Consider the following 18,913-nt stretch of genomic DNA (forward strand, 5'->3'; position numbering starts at 1 on the left):
CTCTATGGTTTGATAATACTTTTTATTTCACCATCGATGAAGCGAGTCGTCAGTTCTTCGCCGGCTCGCAAATCAGAGGCATGTTTGATAATCTTGCCATCTTTCAAGGCTAAGCTATATCCCCTCTTCAATATATAATCAGGAGAAGCCATCTTGATAAACTGCTCCGTAAGCTGGATAAAACGCCCACTCTCGGAAAGTTTAGAGGTAATACCGTTCCGCAAGCGAAGTTCCGTATTCTCAAGCACCGACTGGCGGCGTGATAACAAACCCGATGCCATCGCAGGTAAACGGCTCGCTATCGTTTGCAGTCCCGAACGATTCCGCTCGATCCGGCTTGTCACGATAGAAGGGAAACGGGTCGCTACCAATTGTAAATAGTTTTTCTGTCGGGATAGAATATCCATAGCCAATAAACTCACGTCTTGACGCAAACTCTCCAACTCCTCACCAACGCTATCCATTCGGGAAATAAGGAACTCGGCGACAGCGGTCGGTGTCTTCATCCGGGTATGCGCTACCAAATCTACAACCGTATCATCCCGTTCGTGCCCGATACCCGTGATAATCGGTAAAGGGAATTGAGCGCAATTCGCCGCCAACAGATAAGAATCGAAGCTATTCAAGTCCGAGGTAGCCCCACCCCCACGGATAATCACGACCACATCAAAAAGATCTTGATGTTGATAAATCCGGTCTAAAGCCGCTATTACAGAAGCCTCCGTCCGTTCTCCCTGCATCAAGGCGGGGAATAATTTGGTATAGAACGGATAACCTCCTTTATTCCGTGTCAACTGATTCATAAAATCCTCGTAGCCGGCAGCCGTCGGAGAAGTAATGATAGCGATTCTCCTAGGAAGTAGCGGAAAAGGCAATTCCTTATTCAGTGTAAAGACCCCTTCCTCCTGCAATTGGCGGATAATCTCCATACGCTTACGCACCATATCACCTAACGTATAAGCCGGATCTATATCAAGCACCGTAAGACTCAATCCATACAACTCGTGGAACTCAACAGACACCTTCACCAACACTTTCAAGCCGGAAGCGAACATCTGACCGGTCTCCATCTCGAAATAAGGTTTCAACATACGAAACGTCTTCGCCCAGATAGACCCTCGTACCTTGGCCACCAATTGCCCGGTCTGCACATTCTTCTCCACAAACTCCAGATAACAATGTCCGGAAGAAGTATTCACCCGCACATCGCTCATCTCCGCACGCACCCAGCAAGTCTCCGGGAAAGCCCTCGACAACGCACCCCGTATACGAGTATTCAGCTCTAACAAAGATAGAGCCTCTTTCTCACCCGATAAGTTATTTAGATTCGGCCGCATATTTACGCTCTTGTTTATAAGCTTTGTACACATCCGGGATGCCATATCCCAACTCAGCGTCCGGTTGCTCAAACTTACTGCCGAAACGCTGCAAAAGAGAGATTATATCCTTATTCGTCAGACTGGGAAACGCTTGCCATAGACAAACACCCAACCCCGCTAAGATCGGCGTAGCGAAAGAGGTACCGTTCGCGTAACGGATATTCCCCGTAGGATCTATCACGCAACAGCCCGTACCCAAGGCAACCACATCCGGCTTCACCCGGTAATCCGCCGTAAAGCCAACAGAACTGAAATTACTTTTCTTCTTACGATCCGTGATAGCGCCCACTGTCAATATATCCGGGGCATCCGCTGGAAAGGTTATCTTTCCCCAGCTACCGCCCCCCTCGTTGCCGGCGCTACTAAACAACAAGATCCCTTTTGATGAAGCCATCTTAGCGGCACGACTGATCAAGGAAGTCCTCCCGTCCAATTGATCTTGATGATAGTTCAGGGCCTCTACATCAAAAGAGAAATACCCCAACGAAGAAGAGACCACATCCACTCCCACGCTATCGGCAAATTCCATAGCTGCCGTCCAATAATCCTCCTCGATGGGAAACTCCGAACGGCTATCCTCGCTCTTTATCAGCCAATATTCGGCTTGGGGAGCCGTACCGACCATCAAGCCCGGCGCATCAGCGGCCAAGCAAGATAAGACCTTCGTCCCATGATCATCCCCGATGAAAACGCTTCGGCCGGGGAAAACCACGTTATGCGTTCCTAATAACCGCAAGGAATCAAATACGCTGATCCGATCCACGTTCATGAAACCGGCATCGACCACGGCCACACGCATACCCTTACCCTTAAAGCCCGCCTCATGCAATTTGATACCGTTCAGCATCTTGATCTGCTCCTCGGCATAACCGTAAGGCGATTTCTCCGGTTTATCTATTGGCATAAACCGTGTCGTATCATTCTCCTCCCTAGGAATATCGATTTCCTCGTCACCTTTCCAGACCCATTTCACGGAATCCACGATCGGGAGGCGCAAGAGACGCTCAGCGACCAAGCTATCCGGACTGGACACCACGACCGTAGAGAACCATTTGCTCTCCAGCACCGGTTTTCCTCCATTGGCGGACAAGGTATCCAGATAAGCTTGAGCGATCGGCAAATCCGATTCCGACACCGATATACCTTGCCGGTTCCGTCGCTCAACAGACTCCTTGGAAAGATATTCCTCCGGGTTATCCAGCGTATAACCGGAATCCCCTTTATCTTTCAAATACACCCGAAAACGAAAACTTTCCCCCGCATGTACTCCCAAAGAAAACAAACTGAATACGAAAACGAATATTCCTATATATTTACTCATAGAACCTCACACAATTACGAATTACAAAGATAGATGATACCGCCGAATAAACAAAAAAGCCCGGCACTGGAATAGGCCGGGCTCATGTATAATTCTTCGTCTTATTCATTGATATTACAGATAGGGATCTCACGTTTAACACTTTGGCGTAAAGAAATCAAGGTCTCTGTAGCCGTAACACCCGGTATCTCTTGAATCTTGGAGTTCAAAAGTTCCATCAAGTGCTCGTTATCACGGGCATACAGCTTGATCAGCATCGTATACGGACCCGTAGTGAAATGGCATTCTACCACTTCGGGTATTTTCTCGAATTCCGGGACAACATCCTTGTACATAGATCCACGCTCCAATTTCACGCCGATATAGGTACATGTATTATACCCCAATATTTTAGGATTGATGTGATACCCTGAGCCAACGATCACATTCATATCAATCATGCGTTGAACCCGTTGATGAATAGCTGCACGAGATACACCGCACTCCTCGGCAACATCTTTAAAAGGAATCCTAGCATTCTTTGAAATAATGTTCAATATCTGCCGGTCCAGTTTGTCTATCTTCTCCATTTTAAATTCGCTTTATTATATGCATTCAGATTTAATGTATCAAAAGTATATAATAAATTTGAATCATATATCATTCTGAAAGAAAAAAGTAATCAATAAATAATAAAAGCGGGCAAAAAATGCTTTTTAGCATAATTTGCCCGCCTATTATCTTACAAACGTTCCGTTTCTATTTCTTCGCTACTTATTCTTTTACGATGTCAAGCAACTCAACCTCGAACTTCAATACGCTGTTCGGTTTGATATCTTGTCCTGCGCCACGTTCGCCATAAGCCAACTCAGCCGGGATCCAGAAGATATATTTAGAACCGACCGGCATGATCTGCAAGCCCTCAGTCCAGCCCTTGATTACTTGGCCAACACCGAACTCAGCCGGCTCGCCACGATCCACGGAGCTATCAAACTTAGTACCGTCCAATAGAGTTCCGGTATAATGAACTTTTACCTTATCGGTAGCGGTCGGCTTCGCGCCTGTACCTTCTTTCTCTACCTTATATTGCAAGCCGCTCTCAGTCGTGATAACGCCTTCTTTTGTCTTATTCTCCGCCAAGAACTTATCGCCCTCTTCTTTTGTCTTCTTAGCCTCGCGAGCCTGAGCCTCTACGAAGTAAGTCTGCAAATATTGTTGAGCCTGTTGCGGATTCATCTTCATCGCAGAAGAATCCCCTTTGATAGCTTGGATAAAACCAGCGATCAAATCATCTACGTTAGCCTCACCACCCGGCAAAGTCTTTAAGTTTTCCTTATAACCGGCACCTGTGCTGATACCAATAGCGTAGCTTGCGCTATCGATAGAAGTCTTCAAGCTCGCGCTTTTGTGAGAATCACCGCAAGAGGTGAAAGATGCGCCCATTGCTACAATCACTGTAGCGACTAATACACTTAACTTTTTCATTTTTCTTTAACTCTTATATATTATTTTTCGATATCTAATAACTCAACGTCGAAGATCAACGTACTATTCGGCTCGATAGCCTCACCTGCCCCACGCTCGCCATAAGCAAGGTTAGACGGGATAAACAATCTCCATTTAGAACCGACCGGCATCAACTGCAAGGCCTCTACCCATCCCGGGATTACCTGTGAAACACCGAATACGGCGGGCTCGCCTCTCTGTACGGAGCTATCAAACACCTGACCGTTGATTAACGTACCGTGATAGTGGCATTTTACCTTATCGTTCGCCGTAGGTTTAGCGCCCGTACCATTCTTCAGCACCTCGTATTGCAAACCGCTAGGCAACTCTACCACACCAGCCTTATGCTTATTGATAGAAAGGAACTCCTCACCGGCTTTCTTATTGATCTCCAGTTTCTCTTGTTGAAGCTTCATGAAGTAATCATTGATCACTTGTTTTGCCTCATCATAACTAAGAGCAGGTTTTGCCTCTGTTAAGACGTCATTCAATCCCTGTACAAAATCTTCCACTTGAAGATCCTTGATGCCTGAGTTCTGGAAATTATTTCCGATACTTAAGCCAAGCGCATAACTTACTTTATCCATTCTTTTTTCTTGTTCAACTAATTATAAGCCACAAAAGTAATGCTTTTAATCGTATAACAGCATTTTGTAAGAACTTTTTATTTCATTCAAAGCTTTTTACGAAATAAAGTCGTAACTTCGTAACTATTAATATATACATCTATACATTAAACAAGTAACAGATGAAAAAGTTAGTCATACTTACCGGAGCGGGAATGAGCGCAGAGAGCGGTATCTCCACTTTCCGTGACTCGGACGGGTTATGGGAGAAATACCGGGTGGAAGATGTCGCCACGCCGGAAGGCTTCGCCGCCAACCCTAAATTGGTTCTCGACTTCTACAACCAGCGCAGAAGAGAGTTATTGAATACGAAACCTAACGCCGGTCACCTCGGCCTTGCCGCCTTGGAGAAAGATTTCGACGTACGGATCATTACCCAGAATATCGATAACTTACATGAACGCGCGGGTAGCAGCCACGTGATCCATCTGCATGGAGAGTTGATGAAGGCATGCTCCGTAAGGGATCTGGACACGACCTACGATCTATCGCCGGAGAACCCGGATATTCATCTGGGTGACAAGGACCCTCACGGAAATCAGCTACGTCCTTTCGTCGTATGGTTTGGAGAGGCGGTACCCATGATAGAGCCTTCCATCAAGCTGGTGGAAGATTGTGATATTTTCGTGATTATCGGTACCTCCTTAAACGTCTACCCTGCTGCCGGATTGCTAAACTACGTGCGCCGGGGCCAACCGATCTACTTGATCGACCCGAAAGATGTACGTACTTATCGCGACGATATCGAGCATATACAGGCCGGGGCCTCGGAAGGGGTCAAGAGGCTGACGGAGTTGCTTACGCAGAATTAAACAACTCATACACTCATTAGGTCTGACGAAGGCAAGTATAAACACGAAGTCCTTGGCATGCGAACACATTGCCAAGGACTTGTCTTTTTATCCGCTTCCATCCTCACGGAAGTACTTACGGATGAACTTTAATTTATTACTTTAGTATTAATATTAATCCAATTCCCGCCTGTTCATCCGTCACGGATTACTTGGATCGATACCCGCACGGGAATCGTATGATTATCTTATTTCGTTTATTTCTTATTTCACGATTGCCTTTACAGCCTCCTCACCATCAACAGCTACGGTTACGATACCGGCAGGTACAGCGATTGTAGCGTTATCGGAGGTAAGAACAGTCTCAGCGACAACCTTACCTAAGATATTCGTGATAACGATAGACTTACCGGCTGCGCCTTGAACGGTTACAGTACCGTTGCCGGCTACGATAGATACGCCTTCAGCGTTAGCGCCTTCGATAGATGTTACCATATCCTCAGCATCAGTCTTCTGATATGCGTTGAAGATCAAGGCACCGTCAGAACCAGTCTTAGCTGCGCTGAACTCTGAATCACCACGAGTTAATACCAAGCAACCGTTCTGCATCTTCAACCATGCGGCATATTGAGGAGCTATGGAACCGGCCTTAACTTCCTTGTAACCTGCAGTAGCCTTACCTTTATTACCCGTAACAGCAGCGTCAGCAGTCTCGGAATAAATGTTAGACTCGAACATGAACTCATTGTTCTCACCCTCTTTACCATCCTCGTAAGCTTGAGCGGCCTTATCCGGATTTACGTAACGGAATGACCAAGTTACGTTCTTATGGTTGTCGCCTCGCAAGTTTACAATATATGTCTCGTTGATCTTAGCTTTCTCATAAGCTTTGATAATTGTCTCAACATTCAACTCTTCCGGTTTCATGTTAGCGAAATCATTCACCAAGATGAACAAACTGTCGCCTGCGTGGATAGCCTTTACGAAACCAACGCGAGTATAACCACCGTCAATATCCATATACGGAGTCTTGTATTCCTTGCCTTTAATAAGGGCAGAGTCACCGAAACTTACCAAATACTTACCGTAGTTGAAGCCTTGGCTAGCAGGAGTAGCATGTGAGCATTTATCTGCCTCTACAGGATTTCCGGCGTTGTCGAAATGATTATGAGCATATGTACAAGGAACACCCGGAGTACCGGCTTGATCCTGACGAGCTACAGACACCAAATATTGAGGCTTGATATTGCCAGCGCCACGGTTTACCCAAGCGGTATCAACGATGAACGCCAATTTACCATCAGCTTTCTCCTTATTCCAGATACCAGCGTAATCAACCTTCTTATCTGTCAAGTTCTTATTCCACTCATCCATCAAGTATTCCTTACGGATCTTTTCTACGAAGAATAAGCTGTCAGCTGTCTCGCTCTCTTCCAACTCGGCGTTGTCGAAACGACGATACAATGGAGAGTTGTCAACCTCTACCGCAAAAGCGGAAGTACGGATCTCATTGTCAGTGCCATCATCGAACTTATCATTCAACTTTCCTTCCGTCAAATCCAACGTGTTATCATCCACAGAAACCTTGACAGTAGCATAATCCGTTGATTTGTGTTTTTGTTCAGCAACTGAAGTTAATTCAATCTCGTCAAATATGACTTTACTTTCATCTTCATTCAACGTATACACATAAGCCTTCTTGATCTCGCTGTTGTCCTTAATTAAACGATAGCCATCCTTGTCGTAAAGAAGCGTATTTTCTTCGTCTTTCACTTTAGCAAGCTCCTTACCATCGATCTTACCTTCCTTAACCTCTTTACCTAAATAATCAGAAGTGAAGAATGAGCCCTCACCAACTGCATGCGTACGCTCCACAGCCTTCACTAACGCATAGTAATGCTTGCCATTATCGCAATTGTTCTCTTTCAAGAAGAACAAAGTAGGCTCGGATTTCATCATATACTTTTTAGCGTCAGAGTCATAAGAGATATAATGTCCCTTGCCATCAGATACATAGTAAGCGTTTCTTACCAAGCCATTCTCATAGCCATATTTGTCATCCTTGACTTTCAAGATCAAACGGAAATTGGACTTGCCATCATTCTCGTCTACACGTACGATAGAGTCCTTGCCTGCCGGGGTGTATAAATATTTGTCTAATGACAAGCCATGCAAGTAATTAAATGTATAGGTCTGCACCATAGCCTCGTTAGCGGTTACGTACTTATAACCCAACTTCGTATCCTTGACTAATTCGTCCGCTACCTTCGTGAAGGTCAATGTATCGGGCATTGTTCCATTGAAATAAAAGACATCACCGCTACCTTCCACCGCATAGAATTGGGTTGAAGTCTTAGGCAAAACACTTTCAGCAGACGCATCAGCTCCCCAATCATTGAACTCTCGGTTCTTGATCGTGACCGCAGACGTAGTAGAAACTCCATTCTTTTTAACCACCCATTGAGCAGCCGGCATATGATTGAAATCTTGTCTCTTAGCCTGATCAGCCCAGCCGAAATCACCAGCAAGGTTAGCCAACGCATAAGTACCGTTTTGGGCGAACTTCGGATTTCCTGCCTTAGCCTTAAACTGGACCGTATAAACACCATCGGGGATTGTAGTCGGTTTCAAACCTGTGAAACTCGTACCGATAGTAATCTTTACGTTTTGAGTTACCACACCTGTTTTTTCTTTTTCCGTCTCATCCGTATTCAATGACAATACATTTACACTGGCTAGACTAGCCATATAAATATACTTGTCGTTTACTACGTTTTCAGCGGATTGCCATTTCGCATTATCAAAGCTGTCCTTTATTCTTTTAGCATAAGCGGCATCTGTCTCATCCTCTCTGCGAGGCACTTGGTGCATAGCGTCCTTCACTTGGACATAAAGCTTGTCATCTACTGCATTATAAGTAAACTTATACTTATAAGAGCCTTGCAAACGTCCGTTCTTTAGAGTTGTATATGTAACTGATTCACCCTCCACGGTACCCGTAATAGATTTCGTATCCTTTAAAGAGCCATCGTCGTTTTTAGGCCCATAGGCATCATACGTATAAGTAAGCAAGGAACCATCTGTTTCCGTACCGCCATAATAAGTGGTATCAACAACAACATACAACTGCGCATCATCTTTTTTCTGGTCTTTAGCCTGTAAAAGTACATAGCCTTCAGTAGCGTCTTCCGCAACAAGGTCGGTCGCCGTCAAATGATTTTTCTTTCCAGAAGTAACCTCCGGAGTCATATTCAAACGGAAAGAGTTTTCAACTGCCGATTGCAACAAGGTATTTAAATCCTTTGCTCCTAATTCTAACTCCTGCGGAATATTACCTTGGTTCAATCCGATAGATAATACAGATGTTCCCGTTAAAGAAGTACTTGATCCCTTAACCAAGATCATCTTGCCATCAGACGATCTGGTCGCCAGATAAACATATTTATTACCATCCACATAAGAAACCAAAGTTTTGCCGCTGCCGTCAAGATCTTTCACTACCCACTCCGTAGCGCTACCCCCTAAAGTGGCTACGGCCGCCTCCTCAACTTTCTTAGCGGTTTTAGCCGCATCTACCGTTTCACCGTCTTCTTGCATAACAGCCTCTGCCGCCAAAGAAGGATCTACAGCGAAAGTCAAGCCTGTATTCTTGTTCACAAAAGAATAAACCGTTTGACCTAAAACGGTCTTCTTCTCCGAAACTGTCCAAGTAGCCTTGTTTAAGTTCTCCAATGTAAACTGAGAAGTCCCAGTCTCCTTTGTAATATAACCGAAGGTCGTTCCTTTTGTGATACCTAAGAACTTCGCCTCAGAACCGTTTTGAAACAAAACGGCCTCCCCTTTTTTAGGCGTTATCGTCGCATTAGGATCCGGAGTTTCTTCCGCAGCCATTGTAGCTTGCGGAGCAACTGGAGTTCCGACATACGCCGCTACCGTACCTACAGAGAAAGCAGATACAAGCATGGCGCTAGCCAAAAACGTTGTAAATTTCTTGTTCATAAATCGAAAATTTAATATTAATAATAGTGTTAATTAAATATCATTCAAGACCTTAACAAATCGTCGCTATTTAAAAACGACTAGTCTAAACGATCGTCTAAATCTTGCGTTTTTTGAGCGTCGAAACGGGAGGTTTGTTGAAGGAACCGCTTGTTTCGTGAAGGATAACCTATCCTATTGATAAGAAAGAGAATAAGTGATAAAAAAATAGCTCGGAAGGGTTGCAAGTATCGAAGAAATGCGTACCTTTGCAAATGACTAAAAGAATCGATCGTTTAAACTAGTCGTTTCTATCCCATAAAAAATTCTCAAATATCAACGTATTTAACTATACATTAATGTACGAGCGTACATTAAAAGAACAATTCATTTCTACTTTCAATTATCTATTTATATTTTACTTCCAATACAGACTATTTCCCGCGAATCTCCCTGTCAGTAAAACAGCATTCATACAATCCTTTTGACTGAAATAAAGCGCATATCGTGACATAGGCTATTCGTAAAAGAGGCAAGATAATGAGAAAAAGGAGGTTGTAAGCGGCGTTTTATGCGGCAAAGTACTACTTTTTACACACGAGTATCGACAAAAGCCTACACTATCGGTCGTGTTTGGCAACGCCAATAGTGCCGTTAGGCATCGTGAATAGTCAAGAATAGGGTCGTGAACTATCAAGAATAACCATCATAACCCTGTCACTTCCCTATCGTAACCCATTGAGATAGGTTTTTCATCCCATAAAATAGGAATTAGGATGAGCTAGTTTCGCTAGAACAAAAGAGCATCTTTTGATATCCAACTATCCAACAAGCGATTAAATATATTTTAACTCAAATTTAAGAGTAGACTGTACATTCCCCCGCAATAATCGATTCTACGGGCGTTAAGATTACAAACTGTCAAAAAGAAAGAACTCGACACTAGGAGCCATTGGCTATCAATTCAGTCAAATAAAACAGCCTCTTTCCTTATTTCTTCTCCAATATGACTATATATTCATTGCACATCGTACTAACCTTCTTCCCTGCCACATTAGTAGGACTTGTTTTGGAAGGCATCCTTTTGTTAGGTATTTCTCTAACAATAGTATCGATATGTGTAAAACCATTCTTCTCAAACATTTCAGCAGTAAAGTAATCTAATGGAATTTGAACCCCCTTAACCGTTCTGTTCCCTACGACATAACAAACGACTCCACCACTCTTTATTACAGACGCGACATTCTTTATAGAACAACTATAATCATTAAGAAACGAGACCACTTCCAAATTTCTCTTTGGGTCAATGCTCTTTATTTCGTCCAGTTCAGATTTAATGCTTTTAGTCTCAAAAAGTTCCTCTTTCTGAACTCGTCCCCCCATTAGGAGATTATCTAGTGTTTTAGCATTTTCAAAATTGAACCATTCATTTGCCCACCTTGAAAATTGTCCATAAGCAACGGTTGTTCTACTATCGCCATAAGGCGGAGAGGTTACAACCATATCAACACTATTCGGCTGTATTATATCGGAAGGGATTTCTATAGTACTATTAAAGTCATAGATACCTATATTACATGGATATTTTATACTATTAAACTCCTCAAGTCCATTTATATTTCTTATAACCTTTTCTTCAAACAATCGAAAGACATCCGGTTTGAAGTCTTTAATTTTCTCTTCCTTCATCCTAAACCGCTTAAATTCTCCATTCCTCGTAAACGACACCTCTCTAACAGTCTCGGAAAGAGGAACTTTAAAGAAATCAGCGAAATCTAAAGCCACACATTCATTAATTACTTGATAAATATAAGAAAGGCGCAAAAGGCTATCTCTGGAATACCAATAAGTATAATTAGAAATATTATCGAAATTCTTATTCTTGACCTTATCTTCAGAATACTCAAAGAACAAGGCTTGCATCATTGAAAAAGTATCTCTGATACAAGATAAATCATAATGGGTTGTTTTTACATGGCTCATCAATCTAGCCAATGGATTAAGGTCTGTTCCTATCGCATTTATACCTTTTATAGAAGCCTCAACTAACGATGTACCGCTTCCCATATATGGATCAAAAAGTAGCTCAACTCCATCCTCTGGCTTATATTCCTCTATTAGAGCTCTTGCTACTTGGGGAATCATCATCGCAGGATACGCATGATAGCAATGAGTAAATTCTTTGGTATCGGCATCCTTAAAGCTCCACCTATTATCAATCGTTCTTTTGTACATACCTTCCTTACTTATATTATGTGAGTGCAAATATACTCAATTGCTCACATATTGTGAGTACATAAGCATATATAAAACTATATTTTTGGGCAAAAATAACAATAATGATTAGAAAGACCGAGTATCAACTTGAAATCATCCTTAAGATAAAGGAGCTAAGAGAGGCCAACAATGTTAGCCAAAAAGAGTTGTCGAATCTCCTCGAAGTGGCTCCGGGCTTAATAGGGAGTATAGAAAGCCCTAAATTTCCACATAAGTACACCCTTAGTCAGATCTATAAAATATGCCACTATTTCAACATTACCATAGAACAGCTATTCATATCAGAGGAAGATTTTTCCAAAGATAGAGATATTATTGACTTACTCATATTTAATATAATACGTTATGGAGAATAAGGATTTTATTATTTCAAAGTTCAAAGAGGTTAAATCCTTGGAATATGTTCCAAGCAATAGAGCCAACAATACTGGGATTGGAAAAACATTTGAAGATTACATCGGAGTTGTCGAGAACAATTTAGACGAGCCCGATTTAGCTGGATTCGAAATAAAATCTCATCGCGGCGCTTCATGCTCTTACGTTACCCTATTCACTAAAAGCCCCTCATTTCCCAAACGTGCGAATGCTTATTTAAAAGATAAATTTGGAACACCTTATGAAGATGCACCATCTATAAATAGCTTGCATACGTCTATGTTTGCAAATAGCTATAACACATATATGAAGAAATATTCTTTTAAACTCCTAAACAACCCTGTCGCCAAGACAATATTAATAGGAGTATTTGACTTAAATACAAAAGAGCTGTTAGATTGTAGCGTAGGTTACACCTATCAAGACATTCAAAAAGCACTAACAAAGAAGCTAAAGAACTTATTATATGTAACTGCCCAAACGAAAAAAGAAGGAGGTAAGGAACTCTTCTACTTCAATAAAGCCGATATATATACAGAGCCATCATTTGAGCGTTTTATATCACTCTTAACCGATGGGAAGATAATGTATGATATAAGAATCGGGAGCTATAAATCTGGCCCCAAATATGGTATGCCGCACGATCATGGGAGTGGATTCAGAATATTAGAGGCTAATATCAGACTATTATATTCTGATCACGAAACCATAGAATAAAACAAGCTACGCTTCATTTGTTGGCTTCTGTATCAAGACCGGAGACAAATACCATAGGGTTTCAACGATAATAGGCTCAATATCCCAACCGGATATTATCTACCCAAAAGGTATTTCCCGGAGACCCTATGTATGAGCCTCCGTGACTGGAACAGAACTCTAAGATCATATGGGTTACCTCATCGTCCTCCGTTCCCCAGCCGATTTCTTGGATGGGCACATTCTTGCCTTTGCTGTTCAAGCTATAACGGGCGGACTCACCGAGTTGAAACCCCATATATTCTTCATAATCGCTACGTTTCGTGATATCGCCGTATAAGATCGTGAAACTGGCATCGTTTACCCAATCCGTATTTTTATCCATTCGGATTACCAGCGTACCGATACGCTTAGCATATATGTTCCCGTCCTTATCTTCCCAACGCTTCTGAAGAAAGAGATTCACCAAAGGCATATCAATGCCATTTACCTCCGATCTCTTGCTAAAACCGCTCAATTTAATACGATTGGGATCACCGGAGAGTTTCACCTTATAATCGAATAACAAGGACGTAGGTTTTTGGTGAAACGGGATACCGCAAACGATCTGTCCCCACGTCTCCGAAGAATTCTTCGCCGGTTCCAGAAAATGGCCGAGATAGAGGCATCCACCGACCAGCACCTTCACGTTCATGATACCCATCGCCGAGATCGATTCTATACCCGTTTCCAGCCGTGCGCAATACCCCTCATCCCGTCTTTCGGGGTAGACACTGACGCTAGCTTTCGTAATCCCGCTCACCCTAGCCATCACGTTAGAACTGCCCCAAGGCGAAGCTTTCGACTCAAAAGGTCTATTTCCGATAATCGTATCCGTAGGGCCAACGCAGTAAAGTGTCTTCGTCTCCTTCCCGATAATAGCCGATTCCGTGATCTTACGTACCACCCACTGATCCAGATCGCCATAACGGATCGCTTCCGTCTTTCGCTGGGCATATAGCGCCATACTCATCCCCAAAAAGACAAATAAATAGCCTAACCGATTATTTACTACCATAAGTTACCCTCCTATCCAAATCCTTTTTTATTTTTGCAGCGAAATTAATTAGAATCGATAACACAAGGCAAGTCCGTATAAAGAATTTATTCGGATTATCCATGATAAATAACAAACGACGTGAATAAACCCATGGCAGAAAAGCCCCGGACACCCTCCATCGCGATCTCTTTACTACCCGTAGTGACATTAGTCATCATGCTGGCCGTAGCCATCTATATTTTCCGGGGCGATTCCCTTGGAGGAGCCAGCCAAATCGTATTATTGATAGCCACCTCGATCTGCTCTTTGATCGCCGTCTTTCATTGCAAGATCAAGTGGGAAGATATCGAGGGGCAAATCGCCCGTAACATCTATGGGATCGCACCGTCTGTCATCATCCTTTTATTGATCGGAACCCTATCGGGCAGTTGGATGGTAAGCGGGATCGTGCCGTCCTTGATCTATTATGGGTTGCAAGTCATGCAAACGGATTTCTTCCTCGTGGCCTGTTGCCTGCTATGCAGTATCGTATCGGTTATGACGGGTAGCTCGTGGACTACCATCGCCACCATCGGGATCGCCTTGATCGGGATTGGCGAGGCGCAAGGCTTCAGTACGGGGTGGGTAGCCGGAGCGATTATATCGGGCGCTTATTTCGGGGATAAGATGTCGCCGTTATCAGACACTACGGTATTGGCGGCCTCCGTAACGGACACGCCCCTTTTCACGCATATCCGGTATATGCTTTATACGACCGTTCCCTCTATGATCGTCACACTGATCGTATTCAGCATCGCCGGATTCTCGAGGGAGGCAGCGGACGCATCCCAGATAGCCGCTTTCTCCGAAGCCTTGAAAGGCTCGTTCCATATCACGCCTTGGCTTATGATCGTACCGATCGTTACCGGAATCATGATCGCCAAGAAGACACCTTCGATCGTAGTGCTTTTCGCCTCTTCCATACTCGCCGGAATATTCGCCTTGATCTTCCAGCCAAACGCCTTATTGGAGATTTCCGGGATCACGGATAGCGGAATTATCGCCTATATCAAAGGCCTGCTGATGACTTTCTATGACAGCACGCAGATACAGACCGGCAACGAGGCCCTGAACTCTCTAGTCTCTACCCGGGGAATGGCCGGGATGATGAACACGATTTGGCTGATCATTTGCGCCATGTGTTTCGGCGGGGCCATGTCCGCTAGCGGCATGCTGGAAAGCATCACACGTATCTTCTTGCATTTCATGCGAGGCCGTACCAGCATGGTCGCCTCTACCGTCGTGTCCGGATTATCCTTGAACATCTGCACGGCGGACCAGTTTATCGCCATCATCCTGAACAGCGAAATGTTTAAAGAAGTATATAAGCAACGGGGATTCGAGAGCCGCCTGCTTAGCCGGACAACGGAAGACTCCGTCACTGTCACCTCCGTGCTGATCCCGTGGACGACTTGCGGTATGACACAATCTACAATCCTTGGCGTATCTACTTGGACTTATTTCCCTTATTGCATCTTTAATATCGTCAGCCCGTTTATGAGCATTCTTATAGCGGCAACCGGTTATAAGATCGTCCAAAAGACTGTGAAATAAGGAAATCAATCTATAATTCATAGCGTTATTCAAGGTATTTTTAGTATTTTCGCACCATCATTATTTAAGCGACTGAATGAACAATGGAAAATCATCTTAAGAAGATGCCCTCCCCTCTACTTTCACTAGTGCCTATCCTCGTGCTGGTAGCTCTTTTGTTTGTAACCATACGCACTTTTGGCAGCGACGCGTTGAGCGGCGGAAGCCAAGTCGTATTACTTACCACCACGGCGGTCGCCTCCCTTTTGGCCATGATCTTCTGCAAAGTCAAATGGCGTGATATAGAAGAGGCGATATGTAAAAACATATTGGGAGTGGCCACAGCTATAATTATCCTATTGTTGATTGGCGCTTTATCCGGTAGCTGGATGATCAGCGGTATCGTCCCGACCTTGATTTATTACGGGATGCAAATCATTCATCCAAGTTTCTTCCTTGCCTCTTGTTGCGTGATCTGCGCTGTCGTATCCGTTATGACCGGTAGCTCGTGGACTACCATCGCCACGATCGGTATCGCCTTGATGGGTATCGGCGAGGCACAGGGCTTCGCTACGGGATGGGTAGCCGGAGCGATCATCTCGGGCGCTTATTTCGGGGATAAGATCTCACCGCTCTCGGACACGACGGTATTAGCTTCTTCCGTAACGCATACCCCTTTGTTCTCCCATATCCGGTATATGATGCTTACGACAATACCGTCTATGGTGATCACGTTGATTATCTTTACCATAGCGGGTTTTACGCATACCTCGAACGCATCCGGGCAAATAGCCGAGTTTGCCGCCTCGTTGAACGAAAGTTTTAATATCTCGCTCTGGCTACTGATCGTACCGGTGGTAACGGGTATATTAATCGCCAAAAAAGTACCGTCTTTGATCACCTTGTTTATCTCGACGGCGATGGCCGGGGTGTTCGCAATCTTTTTCCAGCCTCATTTATTGCAAGAGGTAGCGGGAGCGTCGGTAGCGGATGCCTCCTCCCTGTTTAAGGGATTATTCATGACATTTTACGGGAGTACCCAGATCGATACGGGCAACGAGGCCTTGAACAGCTTGGTCGCCACCCGGGGTATGGCGGGTATGATGAATACGATCTGGCTGATCATCTGCGCCATGTGCTTCGGCGGCTCCATGACGGCCAGCGGTATGCTGGAAAGCCTTACGTCTGTATTCCTTCGCTTTATGAAACGGAGGGTCGGCATGGTGGCATCTACCGTATGTTCCGGCTTATTCTTGAATATCGTTACGGCCGACCAATACATATCCATTATCCTTACCGGAAATATGTTCAAGGATATCTACAAGAAAAAAGGATATGAGAGTCGCCTGTTAAGCCGTACGACGGAAGATTCCGTAACCGTAACGTCCGTGCTGGTACCGTGGAACACCTGCGGCATGACGCAAGCCACGATATTAGGCGTAGCGACCCTGACGTATCTTCCTTATTGCTTCTTTAACCTGATCAGTCCGTTGATGAGTATTACGATGGCCGCCATTGGCTTCAAAATAAAGCAACACCATGAAAAAGATCAGAGTATCATTGTTAACTAAAGTCGTTATCGCTATCGCCGCCGGCGTATTGTTCGGCCAGTTTTTACCGGGAGGAATCGCACGTATCTTTGTAACCTTCAATTCATTGTTCGGCAACTTCCTATCGTTCTCCATCCCTCTAATCATATTGGGGCTGGTGACTCCCGCTATCGGAGATCTGGGCAAAGGAGCCGGAAAGCTATTATTGATAACCGCCTTGATCGCTTACGGTTCAACAGTCTTCTCGGGTTTCTTCACGTTCCTGAGCGGATCGGCTATATTCCCGCACATACTACCGACCAACACGGAATTGACGGCGATGGAGAATCCGGAAGATTTCATGCTGACACCTTACTTCGTGGTAAATATGCCGCCTTTAATGGATGTCATGACAGCCTTGCTGCTATCCTTTACGATTGGCCTAGGGCTTTCTAATATAGCGGGAACCACCCTGCGTGACTCTTTCACGGATTTCAAGGAAATTATCATTAAGCTGATCGAGGTGGTTATCATCCCGTTATTACCGCTCCATATTTTCGGTATCTTCCTGAACATGACCGTGAGCGGACAAGTCATGAGTATTATCACGATGTTCCTCAAGGTTATCATAGTCATCTTTGTCTTACATGTATTATTGTTATTGATTCAATTCACGATAGCCGGAGCCATAGCCGGGAAGAATCCGCTCCGCCTCTTGAAGAATATGTTACCGGCCTACGCTACAGCTCTGGGGACCCAATCCTCCGCCGCCACGATTCCCGTGACACTGGCGCAGGCTGTCAAGAATGGCGTACGGGAGAATATAGCGATCTTTACCGTTCCGCTTTGCGCCACGATCCATCTGGCAGGTAGCACCATGAAAATCGTAGCTTGCGCTATGGCTATCATGATCATGGCGGGAGAACCGGTTACCTTCTCCAACTTCAGCGGATTTATCATGATGCTGGGAATTACGATGGTAGCGGCTCCGGGGGTTCCGGGAGGGGCTATTATGGCCGCTTTGGGTATCTTGCAAAGTATGCTGGGATTCAATGAGACACTGCAAGCGTTGATGATCGCCCTTTATATTGCCATGGATAGTTTTGGCACCGCTTGCAACGTGACGGGAGATGGCGCTATCGCTGTCGTGGTGGATAAAATAGCCGGGAAAAACACCCCATAGTTACCTAGAGTAGCAGGAAGCCATAAGCGCCTCCAAGGTATCGACCTCTTTTTCCCGCATCATCGTAAGGGCGATATGGGCACAGGCGTAAGCGTCGGCCATGGCGTTATGATGTCGGGTAAGGTCGTAACCGCAGTGGGCGGCTACTGTCTGCAACTGATGATTTACCAGAAATGGGTACATCTTCCGGGATAGACGGCAAGTGCAATAGAAGGGATATTTCGGATAGGCTAAGTCATATACCTCGTGGGCGGCTTTCAGGCATCCCTCATCAAACGGACTGTTATGGGCAACAAGGGGGAGATCCTTTAGTTTCGGGGCGATGCTTTCCCAAGCCTCCTCGAAACATAACGCGTCATTCGTATCCTCAGCAGTCAATCCATGTATGGCCGTAGTCCAACGGGTATAGAAATTAGGGGTAGGACGTACCAAGGTATAAATGCTATCTACTACCCAGTCATCCTCCAATATGGCGATACCTATACTGCAAATACTGCTCCGCTTTCCATTAGCGGTCTCAAAGTCAATGGCTGCGAATCGTTCCATAGATAGATTACTAGTTTTTAATCCGTTTACTATTTATTTATTTGTAGAGACGGGGCGTGCCCCGTCTCACCACTATCTGATAGTATTTTAATTACTATTTTGTCGGGATGAGACGG

The 18,913-nt window shown here is 44.5% G+C and carries 15 protein-coding genes; 6 read left to right on the forward strand and 9 right to left on the reverse strand.

What is annotated here, in order from left to right; genetic code table 11:
- Positions 1-2: 2 nt before the first annotated feature.
- The 5 genes from xseA to bamJ (ACYIA1_RS14500) form a co-directional block, all read right to left on the reverse strand.
- Positions 3-1,337 (reverse strand): exodeoxyribonuclease VII large subunit, encoded by a 1,335-nt coding sequence (gene xseA / locus ACYIA1_RS14480; protein ID WP_005866561.1) that lies wholly within the window; start codon positions 1,335-1,337, stop codon positions 3-5.
- Positions 1,318-2,700: a S8 family serine peptidase gene (locus ACYIA1_RS14485; protein WP_008773976.1), complete on the reverse strand. Its 1,383-nt coding sequence runs from the start codon at positions 2,698-2,700 to the stop codon at positions 1,318-1,320. The genes xseA and ACYIA1_RS14485 overlap by 20 nt, the downstream gene beginning before the upstream one ends.
- A gap of 101 nt (positions 2,701-2,801) precedes the next feature.
- A complete protein-coding gene (locus tag ACYIA1_RS14490) occupies positions 2,802-3,269 on the reverse strand; it encodes an Lrp/AsnC family transcriptional regulator (protein ID WP_005860962.1) in 468 nt (155 codons plus the stop codon).
- Positions 3,270-3,453: 184 nt separating this feature from the next.
- Complete coding sequence (gene bamJ / locus ACYIA1_RS14495; RefSeq protein ID WP_005860960.1) at positions 3,454-4,164, reverse strand: BamJ family beta-barrel-assembly machinery protein; 711 nt, start codon at positions 4,162-4,164, stop codon at positions 3,454-3,456.
- A 20-nt stretch (positions 4,165-4,184) separates the two neighbouring features.
- Entirely contained in the window at positions 4,185-4,772 is a 588-nt protein-coding gene (bamJ, locus tag ACYIA1_RS14500; RefSeq protein WP_005866557.1) for a BamJ family beta-barrel-assembly machinery protein, read from the reverse strand.
- Between the two features lie 161 nt (positions 4,773-4,933).
- Here bamJ (ACYIA1_RS14500) and ACYIA1_RS14505 point away from each other — a divergent pair, with 161 nt between their 5' ends.
- Entirely contained in the window at positions 4,934-5,623 is a 690-nt protein-coding gene (locus ACYIA1_RS14505; RefSeq protein WP_036611655.1) for an SIR2 family NAD-dependent protein deacylase, read from the forward strand.
- Between the two features lie 243 nt (positions 5,624-5,866).
- On the opposite strand, the gene ACYIA1_RS14510 is transcribed toward ACYIA1_RS14505, so the two are convergent.
- Both ACYIA1_RS14510 and ACYIA1_RS14515 read right to left on the reverse strand, forming a co-directional pair.
- On the reverse strand, positions 5,867-9,601 hold the full coding sequence (locus ACYIA1_RS14510) for a DUF6383 domain-containing protein (RefSeq protein ID WP_480335642.1): 3,735 nt from the start codon (positions 9,599-9,601) through the stop codon (positions 5,867-5,869).
- A gap of 969 nt (positions 9,602-10,570) precedes the next feature.
- Positions 10,571-11,815 carry a TRM11 family methyltransferase gene (locus tag ACYIA1_RS14515; RefSeq protein ID WP_008780617.1) on the reverse strand — a complete coding sequence of 415 codons (1,245 nt, stop codon included), beginning with the start codon at positions 11,813-11,815 and terminating at the stop codon, positions 10,571-10,573.
- Between the two features lie 104 nt (positions 11,816-11,919).
- Here ACYIA1_RS14515 and ACYIA1_RS14520 point away from each other — a divergent pair, with 104 nt between their 5' ends.
- Complete coding sequence (locus ACYIA1_RS14520) at positions 11,920-12,213, forward strand: helix-turn-helix transcriptional regulator (protein WP_005860945.1); 294 nt, start codon at positions 11,920-11,922, stop codon at positions 12,211-12,213.
- Positions 12,203-12,949, forward strand: a complete 747-nt coding sequence (locus ACYIA1_RS14525) for an MvaI/BcnI restriction endonuclease family protein (protein ID WP_005860943.1) — start codon at positions 12,203-12,205, stop codon at positions 12,947-12,949. Before ACYIA1_RS14520 ends, ACYIA1_RS14525 begins: the two co-directional genes overlap by 11 nt.
- A gap of 76 nt (positions 12,950-13,025) precedes the next feature.
- Here the strand turns inward: ACYIA1_RS14525 and ACYIA1_RS14530 are convergent, their stop codons facing one another.
- Positions 13,026-13,985 carry a PCMD domain-containing protein gene (locus ACYIA1_RS14530; protein ID WP_480335645.1) on the reverse strand — a complete coding sequence of 320 codons (960 nt, stop codon included), beginning with the start codon at positions 13,983-13,985 and terminating at the stop codon, positions 13,026-13,028.
- A 132-nt stretch (positions 13,986-14,117) separates the two neighbouring features.
- On the opposite strand from ACYIA1_RS14530, the gene ACYIA1_RS14535 reads away from it, so the two are divergent.
- From ACYIA1_RS14535 to ACYIA1_RS14545, 3 genes are all read left to right on the forward strand, one after another.
- Complete coding sequence (locus ACYIA1_RS14535) at positions 14,118-15,560, forward strand: Na+/H+ antiporter NhaC family protein (RefSeq protein ID WP_036611664.1); 1,443 nt, start codon at positions 14,118-14,120, stop codon at positions 15,558-15,560.
- A gap of 83 nt (positions 15,561-15,643) precedes the next feature.
- On the forward strand, positions 15,644-17,110 hold the full coding sequence (nhaC, locus tag ACYIA1_RS14540; protein ID WP_413639899.1) for a Na+/H+ antiporter NhaC: 1,467 nt from the start codon (positions 15,644-15,646) through the stop codon (positions 17,108-17,110).
- A complete protein-coding gene (locus ACYIA1_RS14545) occupies positions 17,079-18,251 on the forward strand; it encodes a dicarboxylate/amino acid:cation symporter (protein WP_005866537.1) in 1,173 nt (390 codons plus the stop codon). Before nhaC ends, ACYIA1_RS14545 begins: the two co-directional genes overlap by 32 nt.
- Here the strand turns inward: ACYIA1_RS14545 and ACYIA1_RS14550 are convergent, their stop codons facing one another.
- A complete protein-coding gene (locus ACYIA1_RS14550; RefSeq protein WP_005866535.1) occupies positions 18,252-18,797 on the reverse strand; it encodes a 3'-5' exonuclease in 546 nt (181 codons plus the stop codon).
- Positions 18,798-18,913 lie beyond the last annotated feature (116 nt).

The organism is Parabacteroides sp. KHUB-02 (assembly GCF_056640955.1).

Bases quoted from the DNA above. Each gene is read 5' to 3' on its own strand.
- ACYIA1_RS14535 (WP_036611664.1), top strand. From the start codon at position 14,118: ATGGCAGAAAAGCCCCGGACACCCTCCATCGCGATCTCTTTACTACCC.
- ACYIA1_RS14550 (WP_005866535.1), bottom strand. From the start codon at position 18,797: ATGGAACGATTCGCAGCCATTGACTTTGAGACCGCTAATGGAAAGCGG.
- ACYIA1_RS14510 (WP_480335642.1), bottom strand. From the start codon at position 9,601: ATGAACAAGAAATTTACAACGTTTTTGGCTAGCGCCATGCTTGTATCT.
- ACYIA1_RS14525 (WP_005860943.1), top strand. From the start codon at position 12,203: ATGGAGAATAAGGATTTTATTATTTCAAAGTTCAAAGAGGTTAAATCC.
- xseA (WP_005866561.1), bottom strand. From the start codon at position 1,337: ATGCGGCCGAATCTAAATAACTTATCGGGTGAGAAAGAGGCTCTATCT.
- nhaC (WP_413639899.1), top strand. From the start codon at position 15,644: ATGGAAAATCATCTTAAGAAGATGCCCTCCCCTCTACTTTCACTAGTG.
- ACYIA1_RS14485 (WP_008773976.1), bottom strand. From the start codon at position 2,700: ATGAGTAAATATATAGGAATATTCGTTTTCGTATTCAGTTTGTTTTCT.
- ACYIA1_RS14530 (WP_480335645.1), bottom strand. From the start codon at position 13,985: ATGGTAGTAAATAATCGGTTAGGCTATTTATTTGTCTTTTTGGGGATG.
- bamJ (WP_005866557.1), bottom strand. From the start codon at position 4,772: ATGGATAAAGTAAGTTATGCGCTTGGCTTAAGTATCGGAAATAATTTC.
- ACYIA1_RS14505 (WP_036611655.1), top strand. From the start codon at position 4,934: ATGAAAAAGTTAGTCATACTTACCGGAGCGGGAATGAGCGCAGAGAGC.
- ACYIA1_RS14520 (WP_005860945.1), top strand. From the start codon at position 11,920: ATGATTAGAAAGACCGAGTATCAACTTGAAATCATCCTTAAGATAAAG.
- ACYIA1_RS14490 (WP_005860962.1), bottom strand. From the start codon at position 3,269: ATGGAGAAGATAGACAAACTGGACCGGCAGATATTGAACATTATTTCA.
- ACYIA1_RS14515 (WP_008780617.1), bottom strand. From the start codon at position 11,815: ATGTACAAAAGAACGATTGATAATAGGTGGAGCTTTAAGGATGCCGAT.
- bamJ (WP_005860960.1), bottom strand. From the start codon at position 4,164: ATGAAAAAGTTAAGTGTATTAGTCGCTACAGTGATTGTAGCAATGGGC.
- ACYIA1_RS14545 (WP_005866537.1), top strand. From the start codon at position 17,079: ATGAAAAAGATCAGAGTATCATTGTTAACTAAAGTCGTTATCGCTATC.